We start from the raw sequence: 18115 nt of genomic DNA on the forward strand, positions 1-18115 counted from the left end.
TTTTTTTAAAATGAACTACCAACATCATTTTTCGCTAAAAAACTATAACACTTTCGGAATTGAAGCACAAGCTAAATCGTTTATTGAAGTTACTTCAACAAAAGAATTAGCAAATGTTCTAAAAAATAATCACGATATTTTTATTTTAGGTGGCGGAAGTAATATGCTACTCACTCAAAACATTGAAAAACTAGTTGTTCATATAAATATAAAAGGAATTGAAGTAGTAAAAGAAAACGAAAATTTCGTTTGGGTAAAAGGAAATGCAGGCGAAAATTGGCATGAATTTGTACAATGGTGTATCGCCAAAGATTTTGGTGGTATCGAAAACTTATCGTTAATTCCTGGAAATGTGGGCACAACGCCCATACAAAATATTGGTGCCTATGGCGTGGAAATAAAAGATACTATGTTTAGCTGCGAAGCTATGGAAGTTGCCACACAGCAAATGCGAACGTTTACAAATGAAGAATGCCAATTTGCCTATCGTGAAAGTGTATTTAAAAATGAATTAAAAAACCAATTCATTATTACATCGGTTATTTTTAAATTGACTAAAAAGAAACACAACCTCAACACTTCTTACGGCGCAATCGATGCTGAATTAGCGAAAATGAATGTTGAAAACCCAACAATTAAAACTATTAGCGAAGCTGTAATCGCCATTCGCAGTAGCAAATTACCCAATCCGAAAGAGCTGGGCAACAGCGGAAGTTTTTTCAAAAATCCTATTATTTCAAAAGAACTTTACGAAAAGGCAGTTCAAAATTATCCTGAAATGCCGCATTACAAAGTTTCCGAAAACGAAGTTAAAGTGCCTGCAGGTTGGCTTATTGAACAAGCTGGTTTTAAAGGAAAACGTTTTGGCGATGCGGGTATTCACAAAAATCAGGCTCTGGTTTTAGTAAATTATGGCGAAGCTACTGGAAAAGAAATTTTTGATTTGTCGAAATTGATACAAAAAACAGTTTTAGAAAAATTTGGCATTGCCATTGATGCAGAAGTGAATATTATTTAATTACGAATTATCAATTACGAATTATCAATTACGAATTATCAATTGGAAATCATTTTTCTTTTGTAAATTTGCACCAAATAAACTTTTATGAAACTTGCATTAATTACCATAGGATTATTATTAGTAGCAGTTGCTGGAATTGCCATTAAAATTTGGAGTAAAAAAGATGGTAAATTTGCCGGAACTTGTGCTAGCCAAAGTCCGTTTTTAAACAAAGAAGGCGAAAGTTGTAGCTTTTGCGGCAGAACGCCAGACCAGTATCAAGATTGTAACGAAACTTCACATTCTTAAGTTTTACCTTTTTTATGGTTTTAGAAATTTTACTCTATGCTTTAGGCGTGGTTACGCTTATTCAATTTGTATATTATATTGTTATTTTTGGAAAATTTTCGTTTTTAAAAGCTAGAAATGGAACGCCAAAAAAAGTTTCGGTTTCAGTAATAGTTTGCGCTAAAAACGAAGCCAAAAATGTAAAACAATTTGTTCCGTTACTACTGCAACAAAACTATCCAAACTTTGAATTGGTTTTAATTGATGACGCATCTACCGATGAAACCCTCGATATTTTTGAAGAATTTGAAAAACAAGACAGCCGTGTAAAACTAGTTAAAGTAGCTAATAATGAAGCTTTTTGGGGCAATAAAAAATACGCACTAACTTTAGGAATAAAAGCTGCTAAAAACGATTATTTATTGTTAACCGATGGCGATTGTTTCCCAAATTCTAAAAATTGGATTTCGGAAATGACAGCACATTTTACCGAGAAAAAGACGATAGTTTTGGGTTATGGCGCTTATACAAAAGTTAAAAACTCGTTTTTAAATAAAATTATTCGTTTCGAAACCCTTTTAACTGCTACACAATATTTTGCTTGGGCAAAAAATGGCAAACCTTATATGGGAATTGGTCGAAATTTAGCTTATAAAACTACCGAATTTTATAATGTTCGCGGTTTTATTGATCATATGAAAATTCGTTCTGGCGACGACGATTTATTTATAAACCAAGCCGCAACGGCTAAAAATACAACAATCTGTTTTTCGGAAGATAGTTTTACCTATTCTGAACCAAAGCATACCTTTAAGGAATGGATTACGCAAAAACGACGCCATATTACAACGGCAAAACATTATAAAACGTTCGATAAATTCCAATTAGGATTATTTTACTTTTCACAATTGTCTTTTTTAATACTAGCCATAATTTTACTGGCTTTTCAACATAAATGGATAATTGTACTAACTCTTGTTGCTGTTCGTTATCTTTTTACATGGATTTCACTAGGAATGGCATCAGAAAAATTAAAAGAAAAAGATGTTATGTATTGGTTTCCAATTATCGAAATAATTGTTATCTTCACACAATTATCGCTTTTTATAACTAATATTTTTTCAAAACCGAACCATTGGAAATAACTTCTGAAATTATTCAAGCTAATATACAACAAGCAAAACAAGGCGACCAAGTTGCCTTTACTTTTTTGCTCGATTTTTATTGGAACGAAGTATATGGTTTTATGCTAAAACGCACCGAAAACGAATACGATGCCGAGGAAATTGTAATTGAAACATTTGCCAAAGCTTTCGACAAAATACAATCTTATAATACCGATTTTGCTTTTAATACTTGGCTAATTGCCATTGCAAAAAATGTACATATCGATTTGCTTCGCAAAAAGAAATCGTCTTTATTTGTAACAATTGACAACAACAATCATAACCAAACAATTAATATTATTGATGATACTCCATCTGCTGAAGACGAACTAATTACAGAGCAAAATTTATCGCAACTTTTGTTGTGTATTAAACAATTAAAACCTGCTTATCAAGAAGTTATTCAAATGCGTTATTTTCAAGAAATGAGCTATAAAGAAATGGCTGAAGTGCTTGATGAACCACTGAATAACATCAAAATAAAATTGCTACGTGCTAAAAAATTATTAGCCGAAATTATTTCGAAGAAAAAGTAATTTATAATGGTTTTGTAAAGTCCCAAAATTCTAATTTCTAAATTCTAATTTCTAAATTTCAAGTTGTATCTTTGCATTTCAAATTTTTCATGAAATGAAAGAAGTTACTGAAAACGTATTTCCTCCTAGAGAACCCAAACCAAAATGGCTACGCGTAAAATTACCAACAGGTAAAAACTATACCGATTTGCGTGGTTTGGTTGACAAATACAAACTCAACACTATTTGTACATCAGGCAGTTGCCCCAATATGGGCGAATGCTGGGGCGAAGGCACGGCTACTTTTATGATTTTAGGAAATATTTGCACGCGCTCGTGTGGTTTTTGCGGTGTAAAAACTGGACGACCTGAAGATGTGGAATGGGACGAACCTGAAAAAGTAGCACGTTCAATAAAGTTAATGAACATTAAACATGCAGTTATAACTTCGGTTGATCGTGATGATTTAAAGGATATGGGTTCGATAATTTGGGCAGAAACCGTAAAAGCCATTCGTCGAATGAATCCAAATACTACATTAGAAACTTTAATTCCAGATTTTCAAGGCGTACATCGCAATATTGATCGTATTATTGAAGTTGCACCCGAAGTAGTTTCGCACAACATGGAAACCGTACGTCGATTAACGCGTGAAGTTCGTATTCAAGCCAAATACGACCGAAGTTTGGAAGTTTTAAAATATTTAAAAGAACAAGGCATCAACAGAACCAAATCGGGTATTATGCTAGGTTTGGGCGAAACCGAAGAAGAAGTTATTGAAACCTTACATGATTTAGCAAATGCTAAAGTAGATATCGTTACTATTGGTCAATATTTACAACCCAGCAAAAAACATTTACCAGTAAAAGAATACATTCGCCCTGAGCAATTTGAAAAATATGAAAAAATAGCGAAAGACTTAGGTTTCCGTCATGTTGAAAGTGGTGCATTGGTACGTTCTTCATATCATGCAGAAAAACACATTTTGTAATGATGTTTTCTCAATTATATAATGATCTTTGTTTAGCCTCAAATCCTGAAAAAAAGGTGGCTATGGAAAAGTATATGAAAAATAATTTTCCATTTATTGGCGTTCAAAACCCAATAAGAACAGCAATTCAGAAACCCTATTTACAAGCACTTAAAAGTGAAAAAAATATTGATTGGAAAATAGTTTTTGAACTTTGGAATTACAAAGAACGAGAAATGCATTATGTAGCAATGGATTATCTTATTGCTAAAAAAAAACATCTTACAGCCAATGATTTTGATAATATATTAAAATTATTAACTTCCCATCAATGGTGGGATTCTATTGATACCATTACTAGCCATATAATTGGCTATATGTTTTATCAGTTTCCTGAAACAAAAGCTATTTTAAAAAAATGGAATGCTACAGACGATATGTGGTTGAAAAGAACTACTATAATTAGCCAGTTAAAAGGAAAAGAAAAAACAGATACAGCGTTTTTAACTTACGCTATTACCAGCAACCTCAACTCAAAAGAATTTTTCATTAATAAAGCTATAGGTTGGTCGTTGCGAGAATATGCTAAAAAAAATCCAGAATGGGTACGTCAATTTATCTCCAATCACACTTTAGCATCTTTAAGTAAAAAAGAAGCCAGTAAATATTTATAATATGCCTCAAAAAATTCGAATAGCAATTAATGGTTTTGGACGAATTGGTCGCAATCTATTTCGATTATTACTCAACCATCCTACTATTGAAGTTATTGCTATAAATGACATTGCCGATAACAAAACCATGGCGCATTTATTGAAATATGACAGCATTCATGGGGTATTAAAAGAATCTATTTCTTCTAATGAAAATGGAATTTTAGTTAATGAAAAACAATATTTATTTTTTCATGAAAAAGAAATTAAGAATCTCAATTGGGAACCATTTGATATCGATTTTGTTATTGAGTGTACTGGAAAACATAAAACTACAGAATTATTAGAACAACATTTACATGTAGGAGCTAAAAGAGTAATTTTATCTGTTCCACCTGAAGACGATAAAATAAAAACTATTGTTTTAGGTGTGAACGAATCGATTATTGATGGTAGCGAAAAAATAATTTCGAATGCTAGTTGTACCACCAACAATGCTGCGCCCATGATAAAGGTTTTGCAAGAGCTTTGCGAAATTGAACAAGCCTATATTACCACGGTTCACTCCTACACTACCGATCAAAGTTTACACGATCAACCTCACAAAGATTTACGAAGAGCTCGAGGCGCAGCGCAATCAATTGTACCAACCACTACAGGAGCGGCCAAAGCTTTAACAAAAATTTTTCCTGAATTATCGGGTAAAATTGGAGGTTGCGGCATTCGAGTTCCTGTTCCAGATGGCTCACTTACTGATATTACTTTTAACGTAACAAAACCAATTTCTATCGAAGAAATAAATGCAGCTTTCAAAAAAGCTTCAGAAACAAATTTAAAAGGAATTTTGGCCTACACTGAAGATCCAATTGTTTCTATTGATATTATAGGAAATACACATTCTTGTTTGTTCGATGCACAATTAACTTCTGTAATTGACAAAATGGTAAAAATTGTTGGCTGGTATGATAATGAAATTGGATATTCGTCGCGAATTATTGATTTAATTGTATTTTTGACTAAAAAATAATACTTTTATCATTAAAATTCCCTACTTTACCCATAAACCTAAACAATTGAAAATAAAAAAGTTATTATTCATATTATTATTTTTTTTACTAACTTTTTCAAGTTACTCGCAATACATATTGCCCAACAGCATTATTTCTAAAAACAATTTAATAACAGCGTTAGATAACTTTCCAAAAACCACTGTATTTCATTACAAAACAATTGATTTTAATATCCAAAGTAAAGAAATTGAATTGCTTGATAAAGACAAACAAGTACAAGAAAAATCTATTCAAGAAAAATCAAACCAATTTACACAATTAATAAGCATTTTAAGTATTGCTCTAATTTCTATTTTATCGTTATTAAGCTTATCGTTGTATAAAAATAATAGAATACGAGTACATTCTAACGAATTGTTAATGAAAACGAATAAAGAGCTTATAGAAGAAAAAGAAAAAGTAGAAAAAGCATCAAAAATACGAGCCGAGTTTTTAGCAACCGTAAGCCACGAACTGCGCACACCTTTAAATGCAATTAACGGTATTTCGTATTTACTTTTACAAGAAAACCCTAGAGCCGACCAAATAAAATATATAAAATCCTTAGAATTTTCTGGAAATTATTTGCTTAATTTTATTAACGATATTTTAGAAATAAACCGATTAGAATCTAGCAAAATTGAACTTGAGCACATTAGTTTTAACTTAAAAGAACTGGTTAACAACATAAACGCTTCGTTTAATGAAATTATTTTTACTAATAATGTTACGTTTCTTACCAATTTTGACCCGTTAATTAAATACAATATTATAAGCGACCCTACACGACTTTCTCAAATTATTATTAATTTACTTAATAATGCTATAAAATTTAGTAAAAACGGTAATGTATGGTTTACTATTTCACAAAAATTAGACGCTAACAATAAAGTTGTTATTCATTTTGAAATAAAAGATACAGGCATTGGTATTCCTTATGAAAAACAAAAAGAAATATTTGAAAGTTTCAGTCAAGGTGCTATTGCTATTAATAGAACTTATGGCGGAACTGGTCTAGGTTTATCAATTGTAAAAAAAACATTAGAATTGTTTCAAAGCGATATTCATCTTGTAAGTGAGCCTAAAAAAGGGGCAACTTTTAGCTTTGAAATTGAATTTGAAAAAGACAATGCCATACTAGCAACTACTGTTAATCCTACTGTTAACATAAGTTATAAAAACAAAAAAATTCTTTTGGTTGAAGATAACAAAATTAACCAAATGATTACACTTAAATTACTCAGGAACAAAGAAGCAGTGGTAACACTAGTAGAGTCTGGAGAAGCAGCTATTAAAAACCTTAAAACAACTACTTACGATTTAATTTTAATGGACATTCATTTACCAGGTATAAATGGTACTGAAGCAACTACGCAGATACGAAAATTTAACACCATTACACCAATAATTGCCTTAACCGCTATTTCTTTAGATGAAAATAGAGAACACTTACTATCATTTGGCATGAACGATGTTATTACAAAACCATTTAAACCTGATTCTTTTTATGATAGCATTAGTAAATATTTAGCTGTTTAATATAAGTTGTTTTATTAATTCTCGCACTTTAGGTTCGGCCGATTTTGCTGCTAATAAAACTTCTTCGTGATTTACTTCTTCAATATTTTCTTCATCGCCCATATCGGTAATTACCGAAATACCAAAACATTCCATATTCATGTGGCGTGCAACAATTACTTCGGGCACGGTTGACATTCCCACGCAATCGGCACCCATAGCTTTTACCATTTTATACTCGGCAAGGGTTTCAAATGTTGGTCCTTGTAAAGCTAAATAAACGCCTTTTTTCAAATCTATTTGTAGTTCATGAGCAATGTTTATTGCCGTTTCTTGCAATTTCTTAGCATAAGGCTCACTCATATTTAAAAACCGTGGACCAAACCGATTGTCGTTTGCACCTCGTAACGGATGTTCTGGCATCATATTAATATGATCGGTTAGCATCATTACATCGCCCACTTTAAAATTTGGGTTTACACCGCCAGAAGCATTGGAAACAATTAATTTTTCAACACCTATATATTTCATTACCCGAATAGGAAACGTAACTTGCTTCATATCGTAGCCCTCGTAATAATGGAATCGTCCTTGCATGGCAACCACTTTTTTTGTTCCAATAGTTCCAAACAACAATGCGCCTTTATGTCCTTCTACAGTAGAAACAGGAAAATTTAGAATTTCGGCATAAGATATTTCGTACGCAACTGATATATCGTTTGCAAAACCGCCTAAGCCAGAACCTAGTACCACACCATATTCAGGCAAAAATTGGTTGGTTTTATCGTTTATAAATGCTACTGTTTCTTGAACTTTATTCCACATAATCGTTTATAATTTTAGTAAAAGCAGTTGCATTATTAATTTCGATAGTTATTGGTAAATAATACAATTGTTCTTTATTTATTTTATTTTTTAATCGTGTATAATCTTTTTCGGTTGTAATAATTTTTCTTCCATTGGCTATTGCCAAAATCTTTGCAATATCTTCCTCTGAAAAATTATGATGATCAGGAAAAAGTAAAACTTCATCATTTTCCTTTTTTACAAAATCTACAAAAGGTTTTGGCCTCGCAATTCCAGCAACGATTACTTTAGCATCTATTGCTGATAAAGACAATTTTTCAATATCATTATAAACAAATTCATCATAACAAATCGTACTAAAAAAAACGGGAACACTTACGTGTAATTTTTTTCTAATTTTTTGCATCGCAATTTCAGAAATATCTTTGGGACATTTCGTGACAATAATCATATTTGCTCTTTTTTTTCCAATCGCCGATTCGCGTAAATCGCCAAAAGGCAAAATAAAATCATCAACAAAAAGTTTGTTATAATCCGTAAGCAACATATAAAAACCTGCTTTTACTTTTCGATGCTGAAAAGCGTCGTCGAGCAAAATAACATCTGGATTAACCAATTCTTGCAACTGTTTTACACCATTTTCACGATTGGCATCAACCGCAACCGAAATTTGATTTTTAAATTTGGAATAAAACTGATACGGTTCATCGCCTAAAATTACTGCTGTAGACTTTTCATCTGCTAAAACAAAACCTTTCGATTTACGCATATAGCCTCTACTTAACGTAGCAATTTTTTTATTACTAAGTAATCGTATTAGATATTCAATATGCGGCGTTTTACCCGTTCCGCCCACACTTAAATTGCCAACTGCTATACTTTTTGTAGGAATTTTATAGCTTTTAAAAATACCCCAATCGTAACATAAATTACGACAATAGGTTATCAACCAATAAATGATTCCAAGTGGAGCAAGTAAAATTCGGAATAATTTCATAATACGAAAGTAAACAAATTAAATATTTTTAAATAATAAAGTCATTATTATGCAAGTTTAAAAAATAGATTTTTAAATTTGTAAATACCTAAATTAAAAAAATGCAATTACACAAAATTATTTCAGTTTTAGAAGAAATGGCACCTTTGGCGTATGCCGAAGATTTTGACAATGTAGGTTTATTGGTAGGTAATACCAATCAAGAAATTAACGGAATAGTAGTTTGCCACGACGCTTTAGAAGAAGTAATTGACGAAGCGATTGCTAAAAACTGCAATTTGGTGGTTTGCTTTCATCCTATTTTGTTTAGCGGATTAAAAAAAATTACAGGTAAAAACTATGTCGAACGAGCTATTATAAAAGCAATTCGGAACGATATTGCTATTTATGCTATTCATACTGCACTTGACAATCATAAAAACGGTGTGAATAAAATATTTTGCGATGCTTTAGGTTTAACAAACACTAAAATTTTAATTCCGAAACAAAATTTTATAAAAAAACTGGTTACCTATACAATTCCCGAAAATACTGAAAAACTACGTAATGCACTATTTGAAGCAGGTGCTGGAAATATTGGTAACTATGAAAATTGTAGTTTTAATTCGGAAGGAATAGGAACCTATAAAGGCAACGAAAACAGCAATCCGAAAATTGGAAACAAGTTTGAATGGGTACAAAACACCGAAGTTAAAATTGAAGTAACGTTTGAAAAACATTTAGAAAGCAAAATTTTAAAAGCCCTTTTCAATAATCATATTTACGAAGAAGTGGCGTACGAAATCTATTCGCTTACTAATTCGCATCAAAATATAGGTTTAGGAATGCTAGGCGCATTTAAAAATGCAGTTTCAGAAACTGATTTTCTACAACTTGTAAAAGAAAAAATGGGTTGTGGCGGTATTCGTCATAGTCAATTTTTAGGCAAACCCATACAAAAAGTTGCCGTTTTAGGCGGTTCGGGAAGTTCTGCGATTAAAAATGCAATTGCTGCAGGTGCAGATGCTTTTATTACTGCCGATTTAAAATACCATCAATTTTACGAAGCCGAAAACCAATTACTTTTAGCCGATATTGGTCATTTTGAAAGCGAAAGATTTACAAAAAATTATATATTTGAGTATCTTACAAAAAAAATCACTAATTTTGCAATCGTTTTATCAGATGTAAATACAAACCCGGTTCAATATTTTTAATATGGCAAAGACAAAAGAACTAACTGTTGAAGATAAATTAAAAGCTCTTTATAGTTTACAATTAATTGATTCTAAGATAGATGAAATTAGAAGCGTACGTGGCGAACTTCCGCTAGAAGTTGAAGATTTAGAAGCTGAAGTAGAAGGTTTAACCAAACGTTTAGAAAAACTAAAACTAGAGTTAGACGATGTGGATCATCAAGTAAAAGAAAAGAAAAATGCTATAGATGAGCACAAAGCGGCTATTAAAAAATACAAAGACCAGCAAAATAATGTGCGTAACAACCGCGAGTATAACTCGCTAAGCAAAGAAATTGAGTTTCAAGAATTAGAAATTCAATTAGCAGAAAAGCACATTAAAGAAATGAAAGCTTCTATTGAACACAAGAAAGAAGTTGTAAGCCAAACAAAAGAAAAGTTAGACAGCAAGCAAACGCACTTAAAACACAAAAAGGGCGAGTTAAAAGATATTATGTCTGAAACTGAAAAAGAAGAAGAATTGTTGTTAAAAAAATCAGACGAGTTTCAAAAACAAATAGAAGACCGTTTGTTGAGTGCCTATAAACGTATTCGCGAAAACGTTCGCAATGGTTTAGCTGTGGTTTCTATAGAACGTGGCGCTTCGGCAGGTTCATTTTTTACAATTCCACCGCAAACACAAATGGAAATTGCAGGCCGTAAAAAAATTATTACAGACGAGCACAGCGGACGTATTTTAGTAGATAATGTTTTGGCTGAAGAAGTTAAAGAAGAAATGGATAAATTATTTGCTAAGTTGTAAAAACTGGTAAATTTAGATACAGAAAATCCCGCTTGGTTTAAAAACTAAGCGGGATTTTCTATTTTCTAGTATTTCGTTTCTTAAACGAAATTTTTTTCTTTTTGGTTATATTTTTTCCTGGCGAAACAAAATAGAGAATTAAAATGATTATGATTATTGCAATGGATAGCATTAATTTTTTAACCTATTTAATTAAATCTAATTTTTCACGAGTGATAATCTGATTACTTTCAATAACTTTTACTGTTGGTGGTTCTGAAAACTCAAACTCTTTTATTTTTTTAATCAAATCATTAAACTCTTCGTTTGTAGCAACTATAACATCATCTAATCCAATTACATCTCCTGACTTTATTTTTGCTTTTACACTTTTAGCTTCCTTTTCTTCCAAAGTTATTAAATAACTCAATGCTTTTCTATGAACATACTTTAAGGCTATTGCCTCAAGGTCGGCTTGTTTATATCGTTCTCTCAAACTTGTTTTTACACTCCAACAAATTGGACCTCGTTCCAATGAATAAAACATAATATCATAAATAACATTCGGAACAAAAGCAACTTTTGCACTCATATATAAAGGTAAAATCCCTTCTCTAACACATAAAGTTGCTAAAATATATTCAAAAACTTTACCATTTAAATTATTATTACCTTGTGGATGTGAAACGTATGCGTTCCAATATTTTTGAACATATTCACTTGGTTTTTTATAATCAACTTCTAAAAAATTTGGAAACAAACTGTCAAAAATAACTTCAGCTTTGTTATCTCTTCCAATAGTTATACTTAATTCGTTTAGCTTACCCATTTTACTCAACTATTAATTTTAAAATTTCATTTGCAGTAGCTTCAATTGCAGGAACTGCTACTGAATTTCCAAATTGTTTGTATGCAGATGCATCTGCAACAGGAATTATAAAGTTATCTGGAAAACCTTGCAATCTTGCCCATTCCCTTGGGGTCATTTTTCTAATTCCATTTCTATTTACTTTTCCTTTAATTTTAGTTGTTGGCGTAAAATCTGTTATTCTATCATCAAAAACCAAATTTCTTTCACGTCCCATTCCTCCACAAACTACAGCATTCGCAATTTCATCATCTTGTATAATTTCATAACCAAATCCATTTCCTTTACTTTCATGTCTTTCTTTATGTTTTATAAGAGTTTGAAGATATTGAGTTGATAAATAATATTTAGTTTCTACTACATCTTTCTCTTTAACATCAGAAAACGAAACAGTTTTATCAATTGGTTTAGGGTATTCAAAATCACTAATTTGTAAATCTTTACGGAAACCAACTATATAAATTCTTTCTCTATTTTGTGGCAATCCAAAATCTTTAGCATTCACAATTTTTGGATCAGGAACAAAATATCCTAAATCATTTCTCAAAACATTTAGTATAGTTTCTAATGTTTTTCCTTTATCATGACTTTTTAAACCTTTTACATTTTCTAAAAAAATAGCTTTAGGTTGTTTTCGTTTAATGATTTCAGCCACATCAAAAAAAAGTGTTCCTCTTGTATCTTCAAATCCTCCTCGTTTTCCAGCAATTGAAAATGCTTGGCATGGAAATCCAGCACATAAAACATCAAAATCATCTGGAATATATTTTTTTACTCTCTCTTTAGTAATATCACCGAAAGGTGTTTCTCCGAAATTTACACGATACGTTTTTTGAGCCTTTTTATCCCATTCACTTGAAAAAACACATTTTCCACCAAGATTTTGTAACGCTAATCGAAACCCTCCGATTCCAGCAAATAAATCAATAAACTTAAATTTTGGTTTTTGATTTGGAACAAATGGAATTTCTATATTTTGAAAAATTTCTAATTTATAATTTGATTCTGTAAAATATTCAATTAATCCATCAGAAACGTAATTTTCAATTATTTCATTTGTATATGCAATTGCATCCTTTCTAAAAAATTTAGAAACTCCATTTTTATTATTATGAAGAAAATGTGTAATGACAGCATCTTTATTGTCAAAATCAGCAATTGGATTTTTTCTATCGCTTCTTATTTTATCTAAAGATATTGCTAAAGTATTACTCATTATTTTTAATAAATTTTTATTTAAGTGCAATTTACAATTTTATATAATTATTTTTTAAGATTACTTTTAAAGATTTCAACAAAATAAAATATAATTTCAAGTCTTAAACTTAACAATAATAGAAACAATTAAAAACTCTATCTTTGCGCTATGGAAGACAACAAAACACGTATTAACAAGTTTTTATCGGAAAGTGGTTTTTGTTCGCGCAGAGAAGCCGATAAATTAATTGAGCAAGGTTGTGTTACAATTAACGGAAAAATTCCAGAAATGGGCACAAAAGTTAGCTCAAACGACGAAGTGCGTGTAAACGGTAAACTTATAAACGAAAAAAAAGAAGGTTTTGTTTATCTTCTTTTTAATAAGCCTGTAGGTATTGAGTGTACAACCAACCAAAGCGTAAAAAACAACGTTGTCGATTACATCAATTATCCCGAACGTGTCTTTCCTATTGGTCGTTTAGACAAAGCTAGTGAGGGTTTACTGCTTATGACAAACGATGGCGATATTGTAAATAAAATTCTTAGGGCGCGCAACAACCACGAGAAAGAATATATTGTTACGGTTAACAAACCCATTACCGATCGTTTTATACAACGCATGAGTAATGGTATTCCTATTTTAGATACTGTTACGCGAAAGTGTAAAGTAGAACCAATTAGTAAATTTACGTTTCGTATTATTTTAACACAAGGATTAAATCGTCAAATTCGTAGAATGTGCGAATATTTAGATTACGAAGTTACCGCTTTAAAACGAACGCGTATTATTAATATTTCGCTTGATGTTCCTGTGGGAAAATATCGAGAGTTAACAACAAAAGAATTAGACGATTTAAACAATTTAATTGAACCTTCTAGTAAAACAGAAGAAGCGAGTTTGCCTAGTAATAAAAAAGGATTTTCGGGTAAACGCAATTATGGAACACGCAATCGCTAGAGCTGTACTTCCATAACATAATCGTCCATTACGTAATCGTTACCAATAGCTATTACTTCTTCTTCGGCTATTGTAAAACCCAGTTTTGCATAAAAAAATTGGGCTTTATTGTACTTATTTACGTTTAAAAAAATAGCTTTTTGATTTTCTTTTAAAGCTTCTTGTTTTGTTTTTTCAAACAATAGTTTCCCTAAACCCAAACCTTGACTTTCGGGTAATACATATATTTTATGGATTTTAGTTTTTGAAGGTTTACAATTAATTTCAAAAGATACAAAACCTAAATAATTGTCCATTTCATTTTGTACTAAATAAAATTGATGTTTTTTAGTTAACATTTGAGTATGCAATGCTTCTTTAGCATAAAACAAGCCTAACATATAGTTTATCTGTTCTTGAGTAATAACATTTTTATAGGCTATTGGCCAAATTTTTTGTGCCAAATTTTCGATAATAGGGATATGATTGCTCGTGGCTTTTACAATTTTCATAATACAAATTTTGAACAAAAATAAAAAAACCGTCTCGTTTTGTAACGAGACGGTTAGTTTATTTTAAAAGTAGGTTGCTATTACAACTTTACTTTTTTAGTTGTTTTACCATTTTCGGTTTCAATTTCAACTAATACTACTTGGTTAGTAGCGTTTACTTTTTCTACTGCAAACTCAGAAGTGTTTATATTAGCTTGGCTAAATAGTTTTCTTCCTTGAATGTCGTAAACTGTAACCGATTTTAATAATTGGTTACCTGTTGAAATCATTATTTGATGATTTTCTACATACACAATAGCATCTGCAGTTACTACTGCTGTTTCTGCTTTTAAATTGTTTTTGTACACTAACGAAAAACGCGCATCAAACTGACCTTCGGCTGATGTAAATGTATAGGCACTTGTTTTAATATCGTGAATTACGTTTAATTGTTTATCCCATAAATAAATAGCTTGGTCGTTAAATAAACCATCTACGTGATCTAAAGCAATGGTGTAGTTTCCTGCTGTAGCTGCTACAAATCCTAAAGCTACTTCATCGTTATCATCAAACGGTAATGAACGACCTTGAATTACGTACTCAGCAGTAGTATTATCAATTAATGAATATAAATTAGACGATGCTGTTGATAGTAATTTACCATCTATTGCCGTGTCAACGCCTAAAGTAGCGCCTGTCATATAAGCTACCATCATTTGGTTGTGGTCTAATGAGCCGTTACCAAAGTTTAACCAAATTCTGTTGCGTTCAACTGTATTAGTTGTTTTAAAGAATTGTCCGCTATTTGTATTCATACGCTGTGCATTGTTAAACACCGCATTACCAGCTGTAGTAGCTTCTACAAAGAAACCTTGACCTATTTGAATTTCGCCATTTGGAACAACCGAACTATTATCGGCAGTAGTAGTACCTGCGCCTCCTGCTAATGTGTAAGAAGCATAGTTGTTTTGGTCGTAAGTTCCGCCTGTAGCTTGATTCGATTGGTTTTGGTGTGTCCAGAAATAAAGTGTGCTAATACCTGTAGCCGCATTATCGGTTAAGAAAGTATCGGCATCAATTGTAGAAGCATAAGGATTACCTAATAAATTAAATCCACCGCCTGAACCTACTGTAACTGGCACAGAAACATCTCCATTAAATGGAACTCCTGTAAATTCTCCGTTGTGAACAACCGCAACAGTTGGCGTAGCTTGTTGTGTATTATCGGCACGAATGCTGTAGCCTATTCCTTCTGCAAAACTGCTGTTTACAGGATCTGCGTTTGCCCATGCACCAGCAGATTCGTTATAGCTGTAGAAACGTTGCCATAATGTATTTGGCGAAAACGCCATTAAGTTTTGATCCGATACTGGAGAACTCCAATATGTATAATCTAACCAAAGCATTGGCTCGCTATTACGTTTCACGGTAATGTTTCCTACGTTAGCTACGTCTTGATTTTGAACTAAATTAATATCGTTTTCTAAGGTTACACTAGCAGCAGCATCAACAGTTATAACACCGTCAATAACTAACGTACCAGAGTCGAAAACAACTGTTCCGCTTGTAACATCTAAACTACAAGCCTCGAAACCTGCTCCTGTATAATTACCTGCGATAACTGCTTTTTGATTAGCTACCGGTGCACTTGGCGACCATGCCGTTCCATCCCATGTGTGAGTTACTGAACAAGGAGATGCTGCACAAGAAACAACTGCCTCCCATCCAGAACCGACGACTGAAAAATCAGAAGTAAATACAAAAGTTAATGCTCCTGAAGCGTCAGTTGATGTAAACGGACCTGGTATAGTTGTTCCTGAAAAACCGTCTCCAGAATGTAATGCAGGATAAGTATCATCGGGACCATCATAAACTTTTAAATAATCGTAATCTTCTTCTGTATCAAAGCTACTAAAAGTAACTGTTACCACATTTCCTGCTGTTGGATAAACAACCGTTGTAATATTTTCATCTGTAGAATAATCACTTCCTGCTCCACCTGAATCGTAAAAATTGTCTCCACAAGATAAAACTGTAGTAAAACTACCACCACTAGCCCAAGAACTAGTATCACCACCACCACAATTAGCACGAACCCACCAATAGTAGGTAGTAGAGCTTGACAATCCAGAAGCGGTATAAGGCGATGTTTGATTCGTTACAGAAGGTGTAGTTGTACCATCTGGTGCTGTATTGCTAGTACTCCAATATATATCATAATTACTTGATGGCATACTCGTAGAAGCAGTCCAACTCAATTCTGCTGAATTTACTGTAATTGTACCTGCGCTTAATGCTGTAGGGGCAAGACAAGAAGGCGGAGTTACAATTTCTACATTATAATCTTCCGTTTCTCCCCATGCTTGTCCTGTACAAGCTCCAGCAGCTGTATAAGCAGTATCGCCAGCACCTCTAATACGCATTTTAGTTACTCCTAATGTTGCACTTAGAGGAATATTTATATTATAATTTACTACCGCACTTGAACCTGCAGATGTTGTAGATAATGCTACATTTTCAGACGCTTCAAACACTCCATTTTGGTTAAAATCTATCCATATAGCACTATGCTGCGTACCATCTGTACCCATAGTAATAGCAACTGGAACAATTGTTCCTTGTGCTAAAGATATAGGAGTATTATTAACATCAATATACCATGGTGCTACACCTCCTACATTACCCGATGAATAAGAACCTATTGTAACTTCTGCAACCGTATCTGAAGCACCTCCAGATGTAGTTAAACCAGACGAACAATAAACAAATCCTGTACCCGTTGTAAAACTCATTTCTGAACAGCCTACCGCATCTCCATTTATATTTTTTGGCACCACTTTCCAGTAATACATAGTGTTATCAGTCATTAAAGCTGGCGTATAAGATAGTGCTGTTTGATTTCCTACAAATGGAGCTGGTGTTGTAGTTCCAAAATACACATCGTAAGAAGTTGCAGACGCTTCTGCATTCCAGCTTAAAGTAGCATTTTTGGCAACATCTGTAGCCATATCTGCTGGAGCAAAACCTGCTGTACAGTTAGGTGGTGTTACAGAAACTTGTTGTACAGTTACATCGTCTATATATACATAATAATCTCCAGAAGTTCCCCATACTGCATTAAAACGAACTCTAATAGAGTTTCCATTTGGCACACTCGCACCAGGAACCACATAAGAAACTGTTGCACAAGTATTTGCAACTACGTGATTTGAGTTATTTACTTGCCCAGCAGTAACTGTCCATGTTGTTCCACCATCTACAGAAACCTCAGTAGTTAAAGTACCATTATATGGATCTGTAGCTGCTGTTGCTGCAGACCAGTTTACAATTTTATATTTGAAACTAATTTGAACATCTTGACCATTAGAAGTCCAAGTAGGAGTTGACAATGTTGTACCCGTTGTCGTACTGTAAACATTCTTTCTCCAAGCTGCAGTAGCACAAGATTGCGTAGTTGTAAGACTTCCACTACCTAATGCCCAACCACTCGGAGCTGTCGTTGTAGCAAATGTTTCATTAATATTTACTTGTGAAAATAAATATCCTGAAAACATAAGAAACGCAATTAATAATAAATTGGTAATTTTCTTCATTTGTAGCATAATTTAAGTTGATAATCGTTTTTAGTAATTCAATAAACAATAATTAATAAAGGTAACAAATATATGTTTTTTTTCGTTCATTGTTACAAAATCGATTGTTT

17 protein-coding genes are annotated in these 18115 nt (G+C 32.4%); 11 read left to right on the top strand and 6 right to left on the bottom strand.

Features of this window, described 5'->3' with window-relative positions; translation table 11 throughout:
• Positions 1-10 precede the first annotated feature (10 nt).
• The 8 genes from murB to R2808_RS00265 all read left to right on the top strand — a co-directional run bounded on the left by murB (position 11) and on the right by R2808_RS00265 (position 7180).
• The gene (gene murB / locus R2808_RS00230; RefSeq protein WP_371268911.1) at positions 11-1018 is read left to right on the top strand and encodes a UDP-N-acetylmuramate dehydrogenase; all 1008 of its coding nucleotides are present in this window, start codon (positions 11-13) and stop codon (positions 1016-1018) included.
• A gap of 87 nt (positions 1019-1105) precedes the next feature.
• Positions 1106-1309 carry a membrane or secreted protein gene (locus tag R2808_RS00235; protein WP_371268912.1) on the top strand — a complete coding sequence of 68 codons (204 nt, stop codon included), beginning with the start codon at positions 1106-1108 and terminating at the stop codon, positions 1307-1309.
• 14 nt (positions 1310-1323) lie between these two features.
• Positions 1324-2433 carry a glycosyltransferase gene (locus tag R2808_RS00240; protein ID WP_371268913.1) on the top strand — a complete coding sequence of 370 codons (1110 nt, stop codon included), beginning with the start codon at positions 1324-1326 and terminating at the stop codon, positions 2431-2433.
• A complete protein-coding gene (locus R2808_RS00245) occupies positions 2424-2990 on the top strand; it encodes an RNA polymerase sigma factor (protein ID WP_371268914.1) in 567 nt (188 codons plus the stop codon). The genes R2808_RS00240 and R2808_RS00245 overlap by 10 nt, the downstream gene beginning before the upstream one ends.
• Positions 2991-3084: 94 nt before the next feature.
• Positions 3085-3960 carry a lipoyl synthase gene (gene lipA, locus R2808_RS00250; protein ID WP_371268915.1) on the top strand — a complete coding sequence of 292 codons (876 nt, stop codon included), beginning with the start codon at positions 3085-3087 and terminating at the stop codon, positions 3958-3960.
• Positions 3960-4613: a DNA alkylation repair protein gene (locus R2808_RS00255; RefSeq protein ID WP_371268916.1), complete on the top strand. Its 654-nt coding sequence runs from the start codon at positions 3960-3962 to the stop codon at positions 4611-4613. Before lipA ends, R2808_RS00255 begins: the two co-directional genes overlap by 1 nt.
• A gap of 1 nt (position 4614) precedes the next feature.
• Positions 4615-5619, top strand: coding sequence for a type I glyceraldehyde-3-phosphate dehydrogenase (gene gap / locus R2808_RS00260; RefSeq protein ID WP_371268917.1), 1005 nt, complete (start codon positions 4615-4617; stop codon positions 5617-5619).
• A gap of 118 nt (positions 5620-5737) precedes the next feature.
• A complete protein-coding gene (locus tag R2808_RS00265) occupies positions 5738-7180 on the top strand; it encodes an ATP-binding protein (RefSeq protein ID WP_371268919.1) in 1443 nt (480 codons plus the stop codon).
• Here the strand turns inward: R2808_RS00265 and R2808_RS00270 are convergent.
• Together R2808_RS00270 and lpxK are read right to left on the bottom strand one after the other, a co-directional pair.
• A complete protein-coding gene (locus R2808_RS00270) occupies positions 7169-7984 on the bottom strand; it encodes a purine-nucleoside phosphorylase (RefSeq protein WP_371268920.1) in 816 nt (271 codons plus the stop codon). The two genes, R2808_RS00265 and R2808_RS00270, sit on opposite strands and share 12 nt — an antisense overlap.
• Complete coding sequence (gene lpxK / locus R2808_RS00275; protein ID WP_371268921.1) at positions 7974-8963, bottom strand: tetraacyldisaccharide 4'-kinase; 990 nt, start codon at positions 8961-8963, stop codon at positions 7974-7976. The genes R2808_RS00270 and lpxK overlap by 11 nt, the downstream gene beginning before the upstream one ends.
• 101 nt (positions 8964-9064) lie before the next feature.
• On the opposite strand from lpxK, the gene R2808_RS00280 reads away from it, so the two are divergent.
• Positions 9065-10159, top strand: coding sequence for a Nif3-like dinuclear metal center hexameric protein (locus R2808_RS00280; RefSeq protein WP_371268922.1), 1095 nt, complete (start codon positions 9065-9067; stop codon positions 10157-10159).
• Between the two features lies 1 nt (position 10160).
• Complete coding sequence (locus tag R2808_RS00285; protein ID WP_371268924.1) at positions 10161-10940, top strand: zinc ribbon domain-containing protein; 780 nt, start codon at positions 10161-10163, stop codon at positions 10938-10940.
• A gap of 184 nt (positions 10941-11124) precedes the next feature.
• Here the strand turns inward: R2808_RS00285 and R2808_RS00290 are convergent, their stop codons facing one another.
• Together R2808_RS00290 and R2808_RS00295 are read right to left on the bottom strand one after the other, a co-directional pair.
• Positions 11125-11748: a hypothetical protein gene (locus R2808_RS00290; RefSeq protein WP_371268925.1), complete on the bottom strand. Its 624-nt coding sequence runs from the start codon at positions 11746-11748 to the stop codon at positions 11125-11127.
• A 1-nt stretch (position 11749) separates the two neighbouring features.
• Entirely contained in the window at positions 11750-13003 is a 1254-nt protein-coding gene (locus R2808_RS00295; protein WP_371268926.1) for a DNA cytosine methyltransferase, read from the bottom strand.
• Positions 13004-13153: 150 nt separating this feature from the next.
• Between R2808_RS00295 and rluF the strand changes: the two genes are divergently transcribed.
• The gene (gene rluF / locus R2808_RS00300; protein ID WP_371268927.1) at positions 13154-13942 is read left to right on the top strand and encodes a 23S rRNA pseudouridine(2604) synthase RluF; all 789 of its coding nucleotides are present in this window, start codon (positions 13154-13156) and stop codon (positions 13940-13942) included.
• On the opposite strand, the gene R2808_RS00305 is transcribed toward rluF, so the two are convergent.
• Together R2808_RS00305 and R2808_RS00310 are read right to left on the bottom strand one after the other, a co-directional pair.
• Positions 13939-14433, bottom strand: coding sequence for a GNAT family N-acetyltransferase (locus R2808_RS00305; RefSeq protein WP_371268928.1), 495 nt, complete (start codon positions 14431-14433; stop codon positions 13939-13941). The genes rluF and R2808_RS00305 overlap by 4 nt on opposite strands.
• Positions 14434-14513: 80 nt before the next feature.
• Positions 14514-18005: a GEVED domain-containing protein gene (locus tag R2808_RS00310; RefSeq protein ID WP_371268929.1), complete on the bottom strand. Its 3492-nt coding sequence runs from the start codon at positions 18003-18005 to the stop codon at positions 14514-14516.
• Between the last annotated feature and the right edge of the window lie 110 nt (positions 18006-18115).

It is taken from the genome of Flavobacterium sp. (assembly GCF_041392005.1).
Taxonomy (GTDB): Bacteria; Bacteroidota; Bacteroidia; order Flavobacteriales; family Flavobacteriaceae; genus Flavobacterium.